At 66.4% G+C, this 18800-nt stretch carries 15 protein-coding genes; 6 read left to right on the top strand and 9 right to left on the bottom strand.

Annotated elements, in window-relative coordinates:
- From DFR67_RS10375 to DFR67_RS10365, 3 genes are read left to right on the top strand one after another with little or no spacing between them, the layout of a single operon-like run.
- Positions 1-2004: a 5-oxoprolinase/urea amidolyase family protein gene (locus tag DFR67_RS10375; protein ID WP_110469440.1), complete on the top strand. Its 2004-nt coding sequence runs from the start codon at positions 1-3 to the stop codon at positions 2002-2004.
- A complete protein-coding gene (gene atzF, locus DFR67_RS10370) occupies positions 2001-3662 on the top strand; it encodes an allophanate hydrolase (protein WP_110469439.1) in 1662 nt (553 codons plus the stop codon). The genes DFR67_RS10375 and atzF overlap by 4 nt, the downstream gene beginning before the upstream one ends.
- 55 nt (positions 3663-3717) lie before the next feature.
- A complete protein-coding gene (locus DFR67_RS10365; RefSeq protein WP_110469438.1) occupies positions 3718-5583 on the top strand; it encodes a glycosyltransferase in 1866 nt (621 codons plus the stop codon).
- Between the two features lie 2 nt (positions 5584-5585).
- Here the strand turns inward: DFR67_RS10365 and DFR67_RS10360 are convergent, their stop codons facing one another.
- The 4 genes from DFR67_RS10360 to DFR67_RS10345 are packed head-to-tail and all read right to left on the bottom strand — an operon-like array spanning position 5586 to position 10589.
- On the bottom strand, positions 5586-6644 hold the full coding sequence (locus DFR67_RS10360) for a class I SAM-dependent methyltransferase (RefSeq protein ID WP_110469437.1): 1059 nt from the start codon (positions 6642-6644) through the stop codon (positions 5586-5588).
- Positions 6634-9381 (bottom strand): HAD family hydrolase, encoded by a 2748-nt coding sequence (locus DFR67_RS10355; protein ID WP_245937862.1) that lies wholly within the window; start codon positions 9379-9381, stop codon positions 6634-6636. The genes DFR67_RS10360 and DFR67_RS10355 overlap by 11 nt, the downstream gene beginning before the upstream one ends.
- A 52-nt stretch (positions 9382-9433) precedes the next feature.
- Positions 9434-10294 carry a TIGR03621 family F420-dependent LLM class oxidoreductase gene (locus DFR67_RS10350; RefSeq protein WP_110469435.1) on the bottom strand — a complete coding sequence of 287 codons (861 nt, stop codon included), beginning with the start codon at positions 10292-10294 and terminating at the stop codon, positions 9434-9436.
- Between the two features lie 58 nt (positions 10295-10352).
- Entirely contained in the window at positions 10353-10589 is a 237-nt protein-coding gene (locus DFR67_RS10345) for a DUF3263 domain-containing protein (RefSeq protein ID WP_245937861.1), read from the bottom strand.
- Positions 10590-10747: 158 nt separating this feature from the next.
- Here DFR67_RS10345 and DFR67_RS10340 point away from each other — a divergent pair, with 158 nt between their 5' ends.
- Complete coding sequence (locus tag DFR67_RS10340) at positions 10748-11434, top strand: histidine phosphatase family protein (protein ID WP_110469434.1); 687 nt, start codon at positions 10748-10750, stop codon at positions 11432-11434.
- Between the two features lie 113 nt (positions 11435-11547).
- Positions 11548-13029, top strand: coding sequence for an SDR family oxidoreductase (locus DFR67_RS10335; protein WP_110469433.1), 1482 nt, complete (start codon positions 11548-11550; stop codon positions 13027-13029).
- Positions 13030-13035: 6 nt separating this feature from the next.
- Here the strand turns inward: DFR67_RS10335 and DFR67_RS10330 are convergent, their stop codons facing one another.
- From DFR67_RS10330 to DFR67_RS10315, 4 genes are all read right to left on the bottom strand, one after another.
- On the bottom strand, positions 13036-13782 hold the full coding sequence (locus tag DFR67_RS10330; protein WP_425451267.1) for an SDR family NAD(P)-dependent oxidoreductase: 747 nt from the start codon (positions 13780-13782) through the stop codon (positions 13036-13038).
- Positions 13783-13799: 17 nt separating this feature from the next.
- Positions 13800-14825: a phosphotransferase family protein gene (locus DFR67_RS10325; RefSeq protein ID WP_110469431.1), complete on the bottom strand. Its 1026-nt coding sequence runs from the start codon at positions 14823-14825 to the stop codon at positions 13800-13802.
- Positions 14822-16036 carry an acyl-CoA dehydrogenase family protein gene (locus tag DFR67_RS10320; RefSeq protein ID WP_110469430.1) on the bottom strand — a complete coding sequence of 405 codons (1215 nt, stop codon included), beginning with the start codon at positions 16034-16036 and terminating at the stop codon, positions 14822-14824. Before DFR67_RS10320 ends, DFR67_RS10325 begins: the two co-directional genes overlap by 4 nt.
- Before the next feature lie 113 nt (positions 16037-16149).
- Positions 16150-16794: a TetR/AcrR family transcriptional regulator gene (locus tag DFR67_RS10315; RefSeq protein ID WP_110469429.1), complete on the bottom strand. Its 645-nt coding sequence runs from the start codon at positions 16792-16794 to the stop codon at positions 16150-16152.
- 108 nt (positions 16795-16902) lie between these two features.
- Between DFR67_RS10315 and DFR67_RS10310 the strand changes: the two genes are divergently transcribed.
- Positions 16903-18138, top strand: a complete 1236-nt coding sequence (locus DFR67_RS10310; protein ID WP_110469428.1) for an MFS transporter — start codon at positions 16903-16905, stop codon at positions 18136-18138.
- Here the strand turns inward: DFR67_RS10310 and DFR67_RS10305 are convergent.
- Positions 18122-18754, bottom strand: coding sequence for a TetR/AcrR family transcriptional regulator (locus DFR67_RS10305; protein ID WP_110469559.1), 633 nt, complete (start codon positions 18752-18754; stop codon positions 18122-18124). The two genes, DFR67_RS10310 and DFR67_RS10305, sit on opposite strands and share 17 nt — an antisense overlap.
- Positions 18755-18800: the final 46 nt, after the last annotated feature.

Genomic DNA, 18800 nt, shown 5'->3' with positions numbered 1-18800 from the left:
ATGTCGAGTATCTCCATCTTGCGAGCAGGACCGCAGACCACGATCCAGGACTGGCCCGGGCGGATCCGCTACTGGCACGTCGGTGTTCCACCGTCGGGGCCGATGGACGACCTCTCGTTCCGGCTGGCGAACATCGCGGTCGGCAACGCCGAGGGTGCGCCCGGACTGGAGTGCACCCTGATGGGTCCGCGATTGCAGTTCGACACCGACACCATCGTCGCCGTCACCGGCGCCCCCGTATCGATGACCGTATCCGGCCACTCTGTCCCACAGTGGATTCCGATCACCCTCAAAGCCGGTGAAGTCCTCGACATCGGAGCGGTCGGCTTCGTGGGGATGCGAGTCTATGTCGCTGTCGCCGGCGGCATCGACGCCGAGCTCTACCTCGAGAGCCGATCGACGTTCACCCTCGGCAAGTTCGGTGGCAAGGACGGCCGCGCCCTGGCCGACGGCGACACCCTTGCCACCGCCGCGACAGCTCCGTCCGGGGTGGCCCGACGCATCCTGGGCGACGAGAAGCCTGCGCTGACCAACAACTGGCATCTCGCGGTCACCGTGGGCCCGCACAGTGCCCCCGAGTTCTTCATGCCCGAGGACATCGACGATCTCTACAACACCCCGTATGAGGTCCACTTCAACTCCGACCGCACCGGCGTCCGGCTGGTCGGGCCGCAACCCCGGTGGGCACGCAACGACGGAGGCGAGGCGGGCCTGCATCCGTCCAACATCCACGACACCGCGTATTCAGTGGGGGCACTGGACTTCACCGGCGACACCCCGATCCTGCTCGGTCCGGACGGGCCGAGTCTCGGCGGGTTCGTCTGCCCGGTGACGGTGACCACCGCGGAGCGGTGGAAGCTCGGACAGCTCAAACCCGGCGACACGGTGCAGTTCGTACCGGTCCGCGCAGCCGAGGTCGCGAGCGTCGCGAGTTTCGGTGAGCGCCGACGCGCAGGCTTCAGCACCGTCATCTCCGCCGGCACCGACCTGGACGACGGGGTGCTCGGTGGATCGATGACGGCCGACGGCACCACCACGGTGACCTACCGGCGCAGCGGTGACGACAACATCCTGGTCGAGTACGGCGACATGACTCTCGATCTCGCGCTTCGTGCCCGAGTTCATGCGCTCGCCGAGCGGATCGACGCCGAACGCCCGCCAGGCCTGATCACCTTGACTCCCGGTATCCGATCGCTGCAGATCAAGGTCGACCCGACCGTGATGCGGCAGTCGACGCTGCTCGACTGGCTGACCGAGTGCGAGGCGCAGCTGCCGTCGGCGTCGGAGCTCGTCGTCCCCAGCCGCACAGTGCATCTACCGCTGTCCTGGGATGATCCGGCCACCCGGGAGGCGATCGAGCGGTACATGCTCGGCGTCCGGTCGGACGCCCCCTGGTGCCCGTGGAACATCGAGTTCATCCGCCGGATGAACGGTCTCGACTCTGTTGACGACGTACATCGCATCGTCTACGACGCCGAGTACCTGGTGCTCGGCCTCGGCGATGTCTACCTCGGGGCACCCGTGGCAGTGCCGCTGGATCCCCGCCATCGGCTGATCACCACCAAATACAACCCCGCCCGCACCTGGACACCAGAGAATGCGGTCGGCATCGGCGGCGCGTACATGTGCATCTATGGGATGGAGGGCCCGGGCGGGTACCAGTTCGTCGGCCGCACCACCCAGGTCTGGAACCACCGCCATCCGCTGCGCGCGGCGGGCTTCGAACCAGAACATCCCTGGCTGCTGCGCTTCTTCGACAAGATCAGCTGGTACCCGGTCAGCGCCGACGAACTCCTCGACCTTCGGGCCGACATGGCCGCGGGGCGTGGCACGGTGGAGATCAGCGACGGCACCTTCTCACTGGCCGAACATCAGCGGTTCCTCGATGACAACGCCGGGGCCATCACCGCGGATCGTTCCGCGATGGAGGCCGCCAGGGCAATCGAACGGCAACGTTGGTCCGATGGTGGCGAGTTCGCCACCAAGACAGGAAAAGTGGCATGACCCGGATCGCTGACATCTACGATCGCATCGACGCGGCCGATCGACCCGAGGTGTTCATCACCCTGCGTGAGAAGGCAGACGTCGAGCAGGACTACGCAGCCTCAGTCGCCGCAGGCGGAGCGCTCGCCGGGGTGGTGCTCGCGGTGAAGGACAACGTCGACGTCGCGGGCCTGCCCACCACGGCCGCCTGTCCTGGGTTCGAATATCTGCCCGGCCGCGACGCCGCAGCAGTGGCCGCACTCCGTTCCGCCGGGGCGGTGGTCATCGGCAAGACGAACCTCGATCAGTTCGCCACCGGGTTGGTGGGAACCCGCAGTCCGTACGGCGCGGTACGTGATTCGCGGCGTCCCGGACACATCTCCGGTGGCTCGAGTTCGGGGTCCGCGGTTGCCGTCGCGCTGGGGTTCGCCGACATCGCCATCGGCACCGACACGGCGGGATCCGGACGGGTGCCCGCGGGTCTGCAGGGGATCGTGGGTATCAAACCCACGCTGGGTGTGGTGAGTACGGCCGGCGTGGTCCCGGCGTGCGCCAGTTATGACTGCGTCACCGTTCTCGCGCGCGATCTCGATCTCGCCAATCGCGCGATGGGAGCGATGGCACAGTCCGATGGTTGGTCCACAGCGGTGCGTTTCGCGGCGCCGGACAGTCCGGTGGTTGCCGTCCCCACGCAGTTGCCCGGATTGGATGCGCGGTGGCAGGACGCATTCGAAGCTGCCATCGAACAGGCAGAATCCGCCGGTGTCCGGGTGAAGCGGATCGACATCTCGGACTTCCTGGCCGCGGCGAAGCTTCTCTACGAGGGGGCGCTCGTGGCCGAGCGGTACGAGGCCGTCGGCGAGTTCATCTCCGCAGCAACCGAAACCGCTGCTCTTGATCCGACCGTCGCGGCGATCATCGGCGCGGCCGACCGGTTCAGCGCCGTCGAACTACTGGCCGACCGGCGCCGGGTCGAGCGACTTCGGGTCCGGGCTCTGGCGGCACTCGGTGACGCCGACGGCCTGCTCGTCCCCACTGCACCCATGCACCCGACCCTCGATCAGGTCACCGCCGACCCGATCGGCGTCAACGCGACGATGGGCACATACACCAACTTCTGCAACCTCTTCGATTTCTGCGCGGTGGCCGTACCAGCAGGCGTGGTCGCGGAAACCGATGGCGGTCGAGCGCAATTCGGTGTGACCGTGATCTGTCGCGACCACGACGATGCCGTCGCGCTCGATATTGCGGGCCGAATCGGAACCCTGTCTGCCGCGCAGGGACCCTCCTGGCCAGAACTGGCGGGTGCCACCACCGCCGAGGTGTTCGTCGTCGGTGCGCACCTGCGGGGGCAACCGCTGATGCACCAACTGACCGACCGCGGGGCCCGCTGGACCGGAGAAGCCGCCACTGCTGCGGCCTATCGGCTCGTCGCACTCGACACCGAGCCCGCGAAACCGGGGCTGGTTCGCGACACCGCCGCCGGGACCTCCATCCGGGGTGAGCTGTGGACGCTGTCGCCCGCCGCACTCGGGGAGTTCCTCACCGCGTTGCCGACACCCATGACCCTCGGCGCCGTCGAGCTCGAGGACGGCCGCTGGACGGTCGGGTTCGCATGCGATCACGAGGCGGTTGCCACTGCCGAACCATTGAGCGTGACGCACTGGCTCGAGCGCTGACCCGGTCACGACCACCTGGCGGCGCCGATCGGCTCTCCTGTAGCAGGATGGCCGTATGAACCAACGCGCCGAAACCGCTGCGCAGCTCGTTCCGGGCGACGCCCCGCTGGTCCTGCAGCGGGTGCTCTTCGCCGGCCCGACGCCGAACACCGACGTCGACGACCTATACGCCACCGTCGACGGAACAAGCGGCGCAGACCGCACCCGAACGTCGGTACAGGCCCGCAGCGGGACCACCGTCGACACCGACACCTACTTCGGGCGTGTACCTGCCGCCTACTTCGCTCGGTGGACGACCCTGACGGGTGTCGATCTGGGTTTCGAGTTCCAGACCGCCGGCAGGGCCTACGCGGTGATCCGCGGCTCGGACAGCCAGGGACGGGTTCATGAGGTGACGCGCCTCGACCTCGAAGGGGCCGGCACGGCGACCTTCACCGTGCCCCTGGACGCCTACGCCGGGGGTGGCTCGGTATGGGTGAGCTTCGTCGCCGGCGACGCCGACCTCACCGTCGACAACGCCGTGTGGTCGACGACCGCCCCGCGACGGATGCGTGCAGCCGCGGCGGCGATCTGTACGTTCAACCGGCCCCTCGACTGTGTCGCGACTCTGCAGACGCTGGCGTCGGATCAACCGACACGCGAGCAGCTGACCGCGGTCTACGTCGTCGATCAGGGTACGGACCAGGTGTGCGACCAACCCGGGTACGACCGGATATCCGCCGCATTCGGCGGCAGTCTCGCGTACATCAGGCAACCGAATCTCGGTGGCGCGGGCGGTTTCACCCGGGGGATATCGGAGGCCGTCGCACAAGACAACGACGTCGACCTGATCCTGATGGACGACGACATCCGCTGCGAACCCGACACCGTGCTGCGCCTGTCGGCTTTCGCGAGCGTGACCCCCGACCCGATGATCGTCGGCGCCCAGATGCTCTATCTGATGAACCCCACCAGGCTGCACGTCGGCGCGGAATACGCAGACCTGCACACGCTCAGGGCAGGCCGGTGGGCAGGCAATGCCCTGCACGACGCGGACATGCTCAGCGAGCGTCAGGATCGACCCGCCGACGCCGGTTACAACGGTTGGTGGACGTGCCTGCTACCGGCTGAGGTCACCACGAAACTCGAACTGCCACTGCCGATGTTCTTCCAGTGGGACGACATCGAATACGGCATCAGAGCCGCTCGGGTCGGTGGAGTGGAGACCGTGACCCTGCCGGGAGCGGCAGTGTGGCACATGGACTTCTCTCGCAAGGACAACGACGACTGGACGAAGTATTTCAGTATCCGGAACTCGCTGATCACCGCGGCACTGCACAGCGATCTCGACGTCCAGACCCTGAGCACACGGATGTTCCGCGAGATCTCGCAGTACATCGTCTCGATGCAGTACGGCCTGGCGCACACGATGATCCGCGGAATCGAGGACTTCCTCGCCGGACCCGACATCCTCCACGATGGCGGCCGAACGGCGCTGGTGGACATCCGCCGCGAACGCGGCTCGTTCCCCGAGACCGTGGTGCATCACGAATCCGAACTTCCCGGAGTGATATACCGGGAGCTACCCGTTCGGCCGGCCGGGTTCGAACCCGACAAGAATCGCTTCGACGTGGTGCTCGCCAAACGCGCCGTGGTCCAACTCGCCGGTCGGGTCGAGCGAGGATGCGTGGCGATCCCCGCCACCGACGCCCACTGGTGGCACGTTTCACTCTTCGATCAGGTCGTCGTGGCCGACGCATCGGGAGAAGGCCTGCGCCTGCGCACCCGCGACACGCGCGTTGCCCGAGCTCTCGGCATGCGAAACCTGGTTTTGCGCAGACGCTTTCGCGCCGAGGCCGAACAGGCCCAGCAGGCCTACCGGACAGCGGTGCCCACACTGACCAGCCGCGAGAACTGGGAGCGACTGTTCACCACCGAGTGAGCCTACCGTCGGGCCTTGTCCCGCAGGGCCCGCGCCTTACGACCGGCCTTGCGGACCGCACGGCCGCCGATGTTCCGAATCGAGATCGGCGGATTCGCCCGCAGGGCTTCGAGTTCGTGCTGGTGGACCCGGATGAGCCGATCGGTCTCCTCGCGCTGCCGACGTAGTTCGGCGTCCAGTTGCGCGACACGACCGGCCAACTCATCACGGTCGATCGCACCTGCGGCCATCTCGTACTGCATGGCGAGCACCCGCGTGTACAGCGCGATCCGGTTGTTCTCCATGGCTGCCAACAACGGAGATCCGTTGTACGGCTCGAGTGCCGCGCGTAGGCGGGCGGTTTTGTCCGCATCGGTGGTCGGGTAGATCACGCCGAGGCCGAAAACGGCCGGTATCAGGGCCAATTCGTGCTTGCCCACCACGTCCGCCGCGAGCGCGTCCTCGATGGCTGTCAGTACCCCGTTACGTTCACCGCCGGCGTCGACCGCAGCGGTGAACTGCCCGAGGCCGACAAATCCCGCCGCGGTGACATCGTCGTGCCAGACGGTCGGACCATCGGCGCCGTGTTCGTGTACGTCGGCCGCGTCGAGCCCTGCAGCGTTGTAGTACAGATCCCGACGTCCCCACGGCCACAACAGATCGTGCAGGATCACGACGGCGTCCGGGGCATTGGTCAATATCCAGTCGAGCTCGCCTCGCACGGTGGCGTAGTTGTGGTCACCATCGACGACGTACACGTCGCCGAGGGCGATGTCGGCGAGTATCGCCGGCGAAAGCCCCTCGATCAGATGGAGATCGGGGTTCTGACCCAGCGCATCGCGCATCTGCTCGGTCGGCGCCGGTTCCACGCAGTACACCGCGTCTGCTCCGTGGTCGAGATAGATCGAACTCGCCCCACCCGACTCGACCCCGACCTCGACGATTGTCCGCGGCTGCGTCGCAGCGAAGATCCGGCCGATCACTTCGGAGAACAACGTCAGGGAATGCAGGAGCAACGGCGCCTGTCGCGCCGCCTGCGCTTGCACATGCGGGTGGTTCCGATCCCCGAACTCAGTCTTCATCTTTGTCTTTCTTCTCATCGTCATCCGGAGGTGTAGCCGGGGCACCGGCCCGTCCGACGATGCGCGCCACACCGGCCGCCAAGGCCAGTGGGCCACCGGACCGATACTCGGCCTTGGCCCGCGCAGTCAGTCTGGTCAGTCTAGGTGCCTGCGGTGCCCGGTGTGAGAGTCCCGACAGCGATTGCGGCAGCACTGCGAACGCGATGGTGATCTGAGCCGAACTGACCGGAGCACCGGCACGATCGATGAGCGACAACCAGACTGCCGAGTGCGGTGCGTGGAACTCGACGAGATTGCCACCGAGCCACGCTGATTCGGCGTAGACGAGGCCCGCGAAGTCCTGGGCTTGCTCCCAGCGCAGCGGAGTCGGGTGCCGGTGACCACCGGCGGTCACCGTCGCCTCGATCCAGTCGAGTCGCACCAGCGCAGGCCGACCGGGTATGGCAAGTGAGATGTCCGTGGCATCGAAGGCCTCGAAGTTCAGCCGCGCGAACGACAGTCCGTTCCGATTGATCCGGAGCGGAACCTTCGGACCGTCATGCCACTTGCCGTCGCCCGTTCGAAAGCGCAACACCGTCTCGCTCTGCGGCTCATCGGGTTCGAACACCGAAGCCGGCACGGCACCCGAGCGCACTGCATCGGCTGCAGAAGCAAGTCGGGGGTCTGCGGCGGCCAGCACCTGGGGCCAGAACGCGTCGCGCATCCCGAGATCAGCGAGGTCGCCGGGCGACATGTAGCGAACCGCCGGGAGCAATTCGGTGGGGATCACGTGGCTGACGAGGTCGGAGCCGAAGTTGTCCTCGTGCTCCCAGGCGCCGAACACAGCAGCCTCGTCGGGGGTCGGCGCGGTGATGGACGACGCGATGATGTTGCCCAGCAACGACACCTCGCCGCCGTTGAACGACGGCCACAGATCGGATTCGCCCTCGTAGCGGAGCCATTCGTCCTGGAACGCGTGCACTCCCTGGTGTAGCGCTCGTCGCGCGTGGTTCTGTTCCGCGGAGCCTGCGATCGGGCCCAGGATCGGATCTCCCTCGAGGGTGAAATCGAGCAGCGATCCGCACAGACTACTCACGCCCTGCTCCACGATCTCCGGGCTCCGGGTGATGGCGCCGACCACACCCACGGGTTCGCCGGCCGTGCCGAGATACCCTTCGACACGCAGTCCGCGGAGCATCACCTTGGTGCTGCGTTTGTCGGTTGCGAGATACAGACCGGCCGGTGTGATCGGCACTCCCGCCAGACCGAGTGCGACCCCGAGCTGGTTTTGGATGGTGGCTCCCCACCCGAGGTCGACGATGGTCAGATCATCGCTGTCGAGGGCGCCGGCGGTGCGAAGATGCGCGAGCAACCGTTCGCGCGTCGCAGTCGCCGTGGTCGCGATCCGATTGCGCAGATGTGGCGTCTCGACCAACGCGGTCGCAACGTCGTCGGCGATGATGCCGTTGTCCAGGACCACGTCGAGGCGGTCGGCCAGCGCCGGTACGTCGCCAGGTCGCAATTGCAGGATCGCCAGCAGCCCACCGATGGTCATACCGTGGCGTCGCCGCATGAACGTGTGGATGCTGTCGGTGTCGAGGACACCGAGCGCGGCGACCGAGGTCAGATGCCTGGAGAGCCAGATCGGTTTGCCGACCACATCCAGGCCGCTGCTGCGGGCCGCCTTGTTGATGAGGTCGGCCAGCATCTCGCCTTCGCGCATCGGGCACCACAGCACCTTCGTGCCACGTTCCGCCGCGCGATGAACCGCCCAATCGGCGAATCCCGTCAGCACCGGACCGAGTACAGCTGCGCCGTACCTCCAGGAGCACGCCACGTCCGGGGCGACGGCGTCGAGGTTCGCGTTCTCGATCAGTTTCGCGCGCAGGCTCGTGATGCCGTAGTCACCCTCGATCAGATCGAGGTGGGGAGCACTCACCCCGAACGGTTCCAGCGGCGCACCTTCGCGGCGCAGGATCGATTCGTAGTCGTCGGTGATCCTCGTGAAGTGCACGGTGCGCACGCCCAGCTTGCCGGGCGCGGTGACGTCGGGGCGTTTGTTGTCGCCGATGTGGACGATCTGACCTGGCCGAACGCCGAGACCGGAGATCACGACTTTCCACAGACCGTGCGCCTTGTCGACTCCGTGCTCGTGGGAACGGAAGAACCGCGCAGATTTGAGCGGTTCGAGATGCGGTCGGTCGAGGAAACGATCGAGGTGTTCTTGCAAGAAATAGGTGTCGGAGACCACGACGATGGGCACCGAGTGGGCATGCGCGGTGTTCACCAGTTCAGCGATGTCGACGTCCGGAACCAGTATCCGGCGCTCTTCGGTGACCTCGGCCTCGACGTAGTACTCGATGTCGCCGCTGAGCAAGATCTCGGCGGGCATCTCCCGCCAGATGTCGTAGATGGAGACCTCGGGACCGAGCTTGCCGCGTCGCTCCCGGGAGTCGATCTCGGCGGTGATCCGCATCGTCCTGAAGGCGTGGGGTTCCACCCAGTCGGGCAGCGCACCCTCGCGCCGCAGTCGCTCACCGAGCAGCAGGAACAGATCGGTCGGCCGTGGGACCCGCCGCCACAGGATGGTGTCGAAGATGTCCAGCGAGAGCACCGAGCAGGACCCGTCCCGCAACATCTGGTGAACGTCCTCGAGGGTCGTGCGGCCTCGGCGGACGATCTGGGCGTTGGGTTCCGTCACGTCGGTGATCAGGGCTTTTTCCAATCCGGTCGGTTGTCGATCTGGTCTCGGGCTCACGCCTGGACCCATCGTAGTGATGCCTGCTGCCCGGGTCCGGTGAACGCCGCGCTCAGGGAGCGCTCCGGAGTTCGCCGATCACCCGGCCGTACGCGTCGAGGTCGCCGGACGACGGTTCGATCGGGGTGAGGTAGGTGACGCCGAAGGTGTCACGGAGCTCACGGATACGCGCCACCACCTCGTCGTGCGTGCCGTGCAGCGCATTGGGCAGGCGCAGCAGCTCGCTGTCGGTGGCGCCCGGCCTGTGACTGCGCAGCGTCGCCAGGTCCGGTTCCCGATCAATTGCCAGATCGACGACGATCAGGTTGATCTCCAGTTCGGCGAACCGCTCGCCCGCCTGGTCCCGAAGGAATCCGACTCGTTCGGCGAGCGCCTCGTCGTCGGCCAGCACCGCGAGGGCAACGATGTCTGCGTGCTCCGCCGCCAGGGACAGCACCTTGTTCCCTGTTCCGGCGATCATGATCGGCGGTGGCGATTGCACGGTCGGCGGCACGAACTCGGGGTCGGACAGCAACGCCTTCAGCTGCAGCACCGTCTCCCGTAGATGGTCCACCCGCCGCCCGGGGCTCTCGAAAGGCAGACCGACGGCGTCAAACTCCGCCTTCACGTACCCGGCGCCGAGTCCGATCTCGAACCGCCCGCCGCTGAGTTGATCGACACTGGCGATGTCGCGAGCCAACAACGCCGGACGGTAGAACCCGGCATTGAGGACAAAATTGCCGACCCGCATGGCCGGAGCCGCAGCTGCAGCGGCCGCCAGCATCGGGAAGGGCGCACCCAGTTCGAGGTGATCCGGGAGCAGCACGATGTCGATCCCGCAGCGCTCCGCGTGTCTGACCTGACCCAAGAACTCATCCGCGCTGCCGCGCCCCAACAGATTGACCCCGAATCGGAAGTCCCGCCTCGCCTCCATGCGGGTCAGCCTAATCGCGGGCCGGGCCCGTCCAGCACTGCGAGTGCTGCTGAGCCCGTCATCGCGCGAGCCACAACCGTCTGCGGATCACGCCACGCATCATGGCCAGCTCATCGGGAGCGATGTCGTCGAACAAGTCGGCGCCCGACACCAGATCGTTCAGCTCCGTGAAGAAGTCGCGATCGGACATCCCGAACCTGTCATGGATCTCCTCGGAGGGCCCACCGCCCAGGCGATACCACTTCGACTCGAAGTCGAGCATCTCCCCGAGCTTCGATCCTGCGTGTGTGTCCATACGAACCACCTCCCGACCTCACTGACCTCTTGACCCTGTTGTACCCAGGTGACCCTGTTGTACCCAGGTCGGCTGAACGCCAAGCGACGTGGAAGCGACCATGTGGGGCCGGCGACCTCGATGACCCCGACGGCTGCGGTAACCGGCAAGATGAGCCCATGGGTGTCATCTATCTGGTTCGCCACGGTCAGGCCGGAACCGACGAGAACGGCTATGGAAGTCTCACCGAGCTCGGCAGGCAGCAGGCCCGCAACGTGGGAAAGAAGTTGGCTGCGCGAATCCCGAAGGTCGACTTCACAGTGTCGGGCAACCTTGCCCGCCAACTGGAGACAATCGAAGAGATCGTCGGTCAGTTCCCTGATTCGAACGCTCCCACCCCGGTGGTCAACGCCGGCTGGAACGAGTACGACCTGACCCGACTCGCGCACACGGACGTACCGCCGACCGGCACCTCGCAGGAGGCGGCGCAGGCGCAGCGGAGTTTTCAGCGCAGACTCGACGCGTCGTTGTTGACCTGGGCCGCCGACGAGCAGACCACCGGCCCGGGTTCGTACGTCGACTACCGCGCTTCGATGCTGCAGGCGCTGGAGGAGATCGCCGCGCACGCCGGCCCCGGGCAGGTGGCCATCGCGGCTTCATCCGCGGGCACCATCGGAGCGGTCGTCGCCCATCTCTGGGGCATCAGCCCAGAGAATTGGCCCAGCGTCTCCCGGACGATGGTGAACGCCTCCATCACCAAACTCATCGTCGGCAAGTCCGGGATCAACGTGATGTCCGTGAACGATCACGCACATGCGGATGTCGACGACGACGACGGCCGACGCCTCATGATGACGATGCGGTGAGATCAAGGGCACCTAACCGACGTCGAGACACGGTTTAGCAGAGCGCTGCTCTCGGGTATCCGGTGCCGGGGCACGTAGCCTCGAATCAAAGGCCCTCAAGCATCGGAGCGCTCATGCAGTCCCCCACGTCGCCGCCCCCCAGCGCGCTGGTCACCGGTGCCACCGGATACATCGGCGGCCGGCTCGCTCCCCGCCTGATCGAACGAGGGCACGACGTCCGCGTGTTGGCCCGCACCCCCGAAAAGCTAGCCGGCGCGCCCTGGGCCGACGACGCAACGGTCATCAAGGGCGACCTCGGGGATCTGGCGTCGCTCGAAGACGCTTTCACCGGTGTCGACGTGGTCTACCACCTGGTGCATTCGATGGGTACCAACAAGGATTTCGGCGCAGAGGAGCGTCGGTCGGCGCTCAACGTCGTCAAGGCTGCGCGCAAGGCGAACGTCTCCCGCATCGTCTATCTCAGCGGCCTGCACCCCTCCGACGTGAAGTTGTCGCAGCATCTGAGTTCGCGCACCGAGGTCGGGGAGATCCTGATGTCGTCAGGCATCGAGACGATCGTGCTGCAGGCGGGTGTGGTGATCGGTTCCGGCTCGGCATCCTTCGAGATGATCCGCCACCTCACCGAACGACTTCCCGTGATGACCACCCCCAAGTGGGTCCACAACAAGATCCAGCCCATCTCGGTGCGAGACGTGCTGCACTATTTGATCGAGGCCGCGACCGCCCCGGTTCCCGAGTCCCGGACGTGGGACATCGGTGGTCCCGACGTCCTCGAGTACGGCGACATGATGCAGATCTACGCGGAGGTCGCCGGCCTCAGCAGGCGTCGCATCCTCGTACTACCGCTTCTCACACCCACTCTCGCCAGTCTCTGGGTGGGTAGCGTCACCCCGATCCCGGGCGGGCTGGCTCGACCACTGGTCGAATCACTCGAACACGACGCCATCGCATCCGAAGATGACATCAATGCCGTCATCAAGCCACCGTCGGACGGACTGACCGGCTACCGGACGTCCGTCGAGCTGGCACTTGCCCGTATCGAACGGGGCGAGGTGGAGACCGCGTGGTCGAATGCGTCGCCGGGATACGCACCGTCAGAACCCATTCCCTCCGATCCACAGTGGGCGGGTGAGGAAACCTATACCGACTCCGCGAGTGCTGAGGCCTCGGTGGATCCGGCCACACTCTGGAAGGTCATCGAGAGTATCGGCGGCAAGAACGGGTGGTACGGGTATTCGTCCGTGTGGAAGCTCCGGTCATGGGCGGACGGGCTGCTCGGTGGCGCCGGGATGTCGCGGGGGCGACGCGATCAGCGGCATCTGCAGCCCGGCGACGCGCTGGACTGGTGGCGGGTCGAGACCGTCGAGTCCGGGCAGATGCTGCGGCTTCGGTCGGAGATGCGCACGCCCGGAACCGCCTGGCTCGAGTTCTCGGTCAGTGCCACCGAGAACGGCAGTCGACTCGACCAGCGGACGGTGTTCTATCCGCGCGGCATCGTCGGCCGGCTGTACTGGTTCGCCAATCTGCCTGCCCACAAGACCGTGTTCGCGGCCATGACGAAGAACATCGTCGCGGCCGCCGAATCGCTTCGCTGACTGCGGTCAGGCCCGACCCAGATTCGTTCCGGGCCGAGTGAGCACCACACCCGGGAGCACCGCATACCGGGAGAGCCTGCTGACCGCTTCCACCATCGTCGCGACATCACCGACCGTGATCATCTCCTCGGCCGGGATCTTGTCCTTGGTCCATTCACTCAGGTCCGTGTTCACATAACCCGGCGAGATCGTCGTCGCAGACACACCGGCCTCCGACTCCTCGAGGTTGAACGTCTCGCACAGCGAGATCAGTGCTGCCTTCGTGGCACCGTACGCGGCCAGTTCGGGTTCAGGATGGACACCGGTGATGGACGCGATGGCAACGACTTTCGCGGCGCCGGCGACCTCGGCCGTACTGCGCAGGGTCGGCAGCAACGCCTGCAGCAGGACGTACGCCGATCGCACGTTCACCTGGTAGAGCTTGTCGAATCTGCGTACGGGCAGTTCCGCGATCAGCCCCTTCTGTCCCATTCCGGCGTTGAGCACCAACAGGTCCAGTCGACCGAACGCCTCGGTGTGTGCCGCGGCCAGGGCGTCCAGCTGCTCCGCGTCGGCCATGTCCGCGACGGCGACCGCGACCCGCACCCCGAACTTCTCACCGAGCAGGTGCGCGAGTTCGTCGAGGGGCTCTCGGCTGCGGGCACTGATCGTCAGGTCCCACCCCGCCTCGGCGAATCGGGTCGCGACCTCTGCACCGATTCCGCGGGACGCGCCAGTCACCAGTGCCGCTTTGCGCTCGCCGGCAATTCCCACTGTCATATCCCCACCGCTCAGTTGTTCTTTCCCTTGATGGCGCGCAACCCGGCCGCCATGAACTCCCCGGTCACCGCAGCGGCCTGATCCGCTCCGGCTCCCGCTGATGACCCGCTTCGCGCACGGTGCGTGATGCCTTCGCCGATCACGCCGAGCTTGAAGTTTGCCAACGCGAGATAGAAGTTCCAGTCGGACAACTCGCGACCCGACACGGTGGCGTACCGCTGGGCGATGTCCGCGCCGGGCGGGTAACGGTCACTGGTCCACGCCGCCTTCATCCCCAGGATTTCGTCGAAAATCGGTTCCCGATATGTGCACATCAGCGCGACATCGGTCAGCGGATCGCCGAGGGTCGACATCTCCCAGTCGACGACGGCCTTCACGACGCCTGGATCATCCGCGGAGAGAATGGTGTTGTCCACTCGGAAGTCGCCGTGCACGATCGAGTTCTCCGACCGCGCCGGGATGGATTCGCTCAGTGCGGCGTGCAAGGTGGCCACGTCGTCGAGCTCCTGGGTCTTCACGTGCTCCCACTGACGAGCCCAGAGCTTGACCTGCCGGGCCACGAATCCGTCCGGCCTGCCGAACTCACCGAGGCCCACTGCCTGGTGGTCGACGGCGTGCAGATTCGCCAGCGCCTGTACCAGTCCGTCGAGATTGCGGTTCACGTCGTCGTCGCTCAGCGCCTTGAGCTCGTCGGCGCTGCGCACCACGAGTCCGTCGACGAATTCCACGACGGTGAAGGGGGCACCGAGGATCTCGCCCTCCTTGTCGAAGGCGACCGTGCCCGCCACCGGCACATCGGTGCCCTGCAACGCGTTCGTGACCGTCCACTCACGGTTCATGTCATGCGCCGACGGCGTCAGGCCCCCGGTCGGCGGACGTCGCACCACCCATCGCGAATGGTCGTCGTGCGCAGTGAAAGTCAGGTTGGAGCGGCCACCACTGATCAGCTCGACAATCAGCTCGCCGGTGACCGGGACACCGCGGTCGACGAGGAACTGACGCAGTTTGGCGGTGTCCATGCCGGGCAGTTCGCTCATGGCTTACCGCCGGCGGCAGCAGCTTTCCTGGCCTTGCCCACCGCGCGCTTGGCGAGGGCCCAGCGATGGACCTCGGACGGGCCGTCGTAGATCTGGAAGGGACGCAGTTCACGCTGTAGTCGCGCCAACGGCAGGTCGTCGGAGACACCCATGCCGCCGCACATCTGGATCGACCGGTCCACCACCCGCGAGAATGCCTCGGCTGCAAAGGTCTTGGCGATCGAGGTCTCGTCTCCACCGTGCCCACCCTGATCGAGCACCCAGCACGCCTTGACCAGGAGCGATCGCGCCGCCGCCAGGTCGATCTCGTTGTCGGCCACCATCTGCTGGATCATCCCGAGGTCGCCGAGCTTGCCGCCGAAGGCCTCTCGTCTGGCAACGTAGTCGATGGCGATGTCGCGCGCGCGGTTGGCACTGCCCATCCACCGCATCACGTGGGTCATACGCGCGGGACCCAGTCGTACCTGTGCGTAACGATAGCCTTCGTCGACCTCGCCGAGGACGTCTTCGTCGGGGACGAAGACGTCGCGGAACGCAACCTCGCAGTGGCCGCCGATCATCGCGCGATCGATCGTGTTGATGTGCCGCCCGACGGTGATGCCCGGGGTGTCGGCCGGGGCGAGGAACATCGTCGCGCCGCCGCGATCACCGGGCTCGCCGGCGGTGCGGGCCATGATGATGAAGAATCCCGCGCCGTCGGCACCGGTGATGAACCACTTGTCGCCGTTGATCTTCCAGCCGCCGTCGACCTTGACTGCGGCAGTGCGCAACGCCGCGGGATCGGAACCTGCGCCGGGCGCCGGTTCGGTCATCGCGAAGGCGGATCGGACGTCTCCGCGCGCGAGCGGTGCCAGGTATTTCTCTTTCTGCTCCGCGTCGGCAACGTGGGCGAGCATGTGCACGTTGCCCTCGTCGGGGGCGCCGATGTGCAGTGCGATCGGTCCGAACACCGAGTAACCGGCGGCCTCGAACACTGGTGACCGGTCGGACATGTTCAATCCGAGGCCGCCGTACTCGACGGGCGCATGTGGTGCCAGGATTCCGAGGTCGCGAGCGCGATCACGGAGTTCGAGCCGCAGTTCGTCGCCGCCCGCTGCGGCGATGTCGCCTGCGAACTTCTCTTCGATGGGCAGCACGTGACTGCGAACGAACTCGCTGGTCTTGTCGATCACGTCCTGGACAACTGGATCGTAGGAAAGGTCAATCGCCATGGGGCACCTCCTGAAAGTGCGGCGCCCGGCAGGTCGGCTGTCCCGACCGAGCGATCGTTCGGTTGCGGGTAACAGACTGTCACGGCCGGGCAGGGGCAGTCAACCCGGCAGGACTAAGACGCAGCGTCGAAGTAACCGACCATCTGCCGGGCGATCAGCAGGTACCGCGCGACGAGTTCGTCCGGGCCCAGCCTGCCGGAGGGCCGGTACCACGTCGACACCCCGACACACATCGTCGTCACCGCACGTCCGGCGTCCACAGGGTGCGGGGTGCGGAACTCGCCGGAATCGACGCCCGCCTGCACGATGGCGTCGACCATGCGTTGCTGCTCGTCCCTGGTGGCGATGTATTCCACCCTGAACACCGGCTCGAGACTGCGGATCTCGGTCGACCCGACAAATGCCTGGGCCCGCCGGTACATGTGGAACAGCAGCAGCGATTCGACCACCGCGTCGAACCTCTCCACCGGCGAACCGCCCGCCTGCTCGAGTGCCGCTCGAGAACGGCCGAGCAGGTCGCTCATCGTCAACTCGAGCAGGCCCTGCAGCAGCGACTGTTTCGACGGGTAGTGATGGTAGAGCCCGGGAACGCTCAATCCCGCTCGCGCGGCGATGTCCCGGACCGAGGTCCCGTGATAGCCGTGCTCTGCGAACGCTGCGAGCGCGGCAGCCAACGGCGCAGGCAGATCTTCTTCCCCATAGTGACGCCAGAGTCCCTCGCCGTACTCGCGCGGCGCTGGCCGAGCCCCGGTATCCATACCCCTAAACCTACTGTGCCGCCGCAGTGAGACCGAGCGATACCGCCCCGCCGGCGATAACGCTTTGTCCGATTCGATCGGGCGACGCCGATCCGGCAGGGTGACACCGTGACCTCTGACCCGCCCGTTCCCGACGGGTCATCCCCGTCGAAATCGACCGGCATCAGCAGCCGTCTCGTCCTCCTGTTCGCCGTCACCTGTGGCGTCTCGGTGTCGTCGCTGTATGTGCTCCAACCCGTCCTCGAGGAGATCCGTACGGACTTCTCCATCTCCACGTCCACCGCTGCGCTGGTGGTCACCGCCGCGCAGTTCGGATACGCGATGGGTCTGCTGCTGCTGGTTCCCCTCGGCGACCTGTGGAATCGGAAGGTCCTGGCGCCCAGCATGATGGCCGCCTCGGCAGTGGCACTGTTGCTGTCGGGACTGGCCCCGGGCTTCGCCGCCCTGTTCGTCGCATCGCTGCTCGTGGGGGTCTCGGCGGCGACCGCGCAGATCGTGGTCCCGTGGTCGTCCTCGCTCGCACTGCCCTCCGACCGCGGTCGCGTGGTCGGGGTGGTGATGAGCGGGTTGCTGCTCGGAATCCTGCTCGCGCGGGTCATCAGCGGCGCGATCGCCGAGATCGGCGGCTGGCGGGCCGTGCTGTTCGTCGGCGCGGCGCTCATGGCGGTCCTGTCGGTGGTGGTCTACCTTCTCGTCCCGGCCGATCGGGCGCGGCCGCCGCAGGCGTACGGCGCGTTGCTCGCCTCGGTCGGGCGGATGATCGCCACCGAAGCCATGTTGCGTCAGCGGATGGCGCTGGGCTTCTTGACGATGTTCGGCTTCAGTGCGATGTGGACGTCCATCGCCTTCCTGCTCTCCGGGAGCAGGGGTGAACGCTTCTCGTATTCCGAGGCGATGATCGGGGTGTTCGCCCTGGCGGGTGTGGCGGGTGCCGTCGCCGCACCGATGTTCGGCAAGCTGGCCGACCGGGGGCATCTGCGGGCGGCGACAACCGGGGCGTGGGTCATCACGATTGCCGGATGGTTGCTGCTCGCCTGGCCCGGGACACCGCTCGCTGCCCTGATCCTCGGTTTGGTCGTCTTCGACTTCGGGGTGCAGGCCTCGCAGCTGTCGAATCAGTCAGCGATCTATTCTCTGTCGCCGGATGCGCGTAGTCGCGTGACCACCGCCTACATGGTCACCTACTTCGCGGGTGCAGTGGCGGGATCCGTTGCCTCCGGGTACGCCTACGACGGCGGCGGCTGGAAACTGCTGTGCCTGATCGGGATCGGCTCGGCCGTCGCAGGGCTACTGCTGTGGGCCGGATTCGACAGATGGAACAGCCGCCTCACTCGACCCCGGTGACGTTCTGCGGCAACAGTTCGACGACTGCGCCGTACATCATCGTCACACACAGATCGATGAGTTCTTCGTCGCTGCAATCGATCCGGCCATCGATCCAGGCACTGAGCACCTGCCCGAGGCCACCGACGTAGAAGTGCGCGGCGCCCTGCACTGCGGCACCCTCGAAGTGGGTGCCCGATGTCTGTATGGTCAGCGCAGCGAACATCATCGCCGCATCCATACGTTTGGACGCGAGCTTTCCGCTGAGCAAGGTCTGCGAGAACAGGATCCTGCCGCGCCGACGGTCGGAGTCGATGCGGCGCACGATGGCACCGACCGCCGAGCGGATCTGATCCTTGGGTGAGCTCCCACCCGCAGCGACCGCGGCCTGTGCCGACTCGGCGATGTCGAGGACGACGACGTCGTAGGTGGTGCCGACCAGGTCGTCGACATCGGTGAAGCTCTCGTAGAAGTAGCGGGCGGTGAGGCCGGCTTGACGGCACACCCCCCGAACGCTGATGGCGCCGCCATCCGGTGACCCCATGATGTCCAACGCGGCGTCCACGAGTGCCGCCCGGCGACGTTTCACCCGGTCAGCTCCGTTTTCGCCGCCGTAAGGGCGCATTGGGTCAGGCATGTGACCCATCATCCCACCTTCGGTTCTTCGCAATTGACAATCACCA

Source organism: Williamsia limnetica, from assembly GCF_003217475.1.
GTDB lineage: Bacteria > Actinomycetota > Actinomycetes > Mycobacteriales > Mycobacteriaceae > Williamsia > Williamsia limnetica.
Note: the sequence above shows the minus strand (reverse complement) of the source record. Positions and strands in the feature narration are given on the sequence as shown.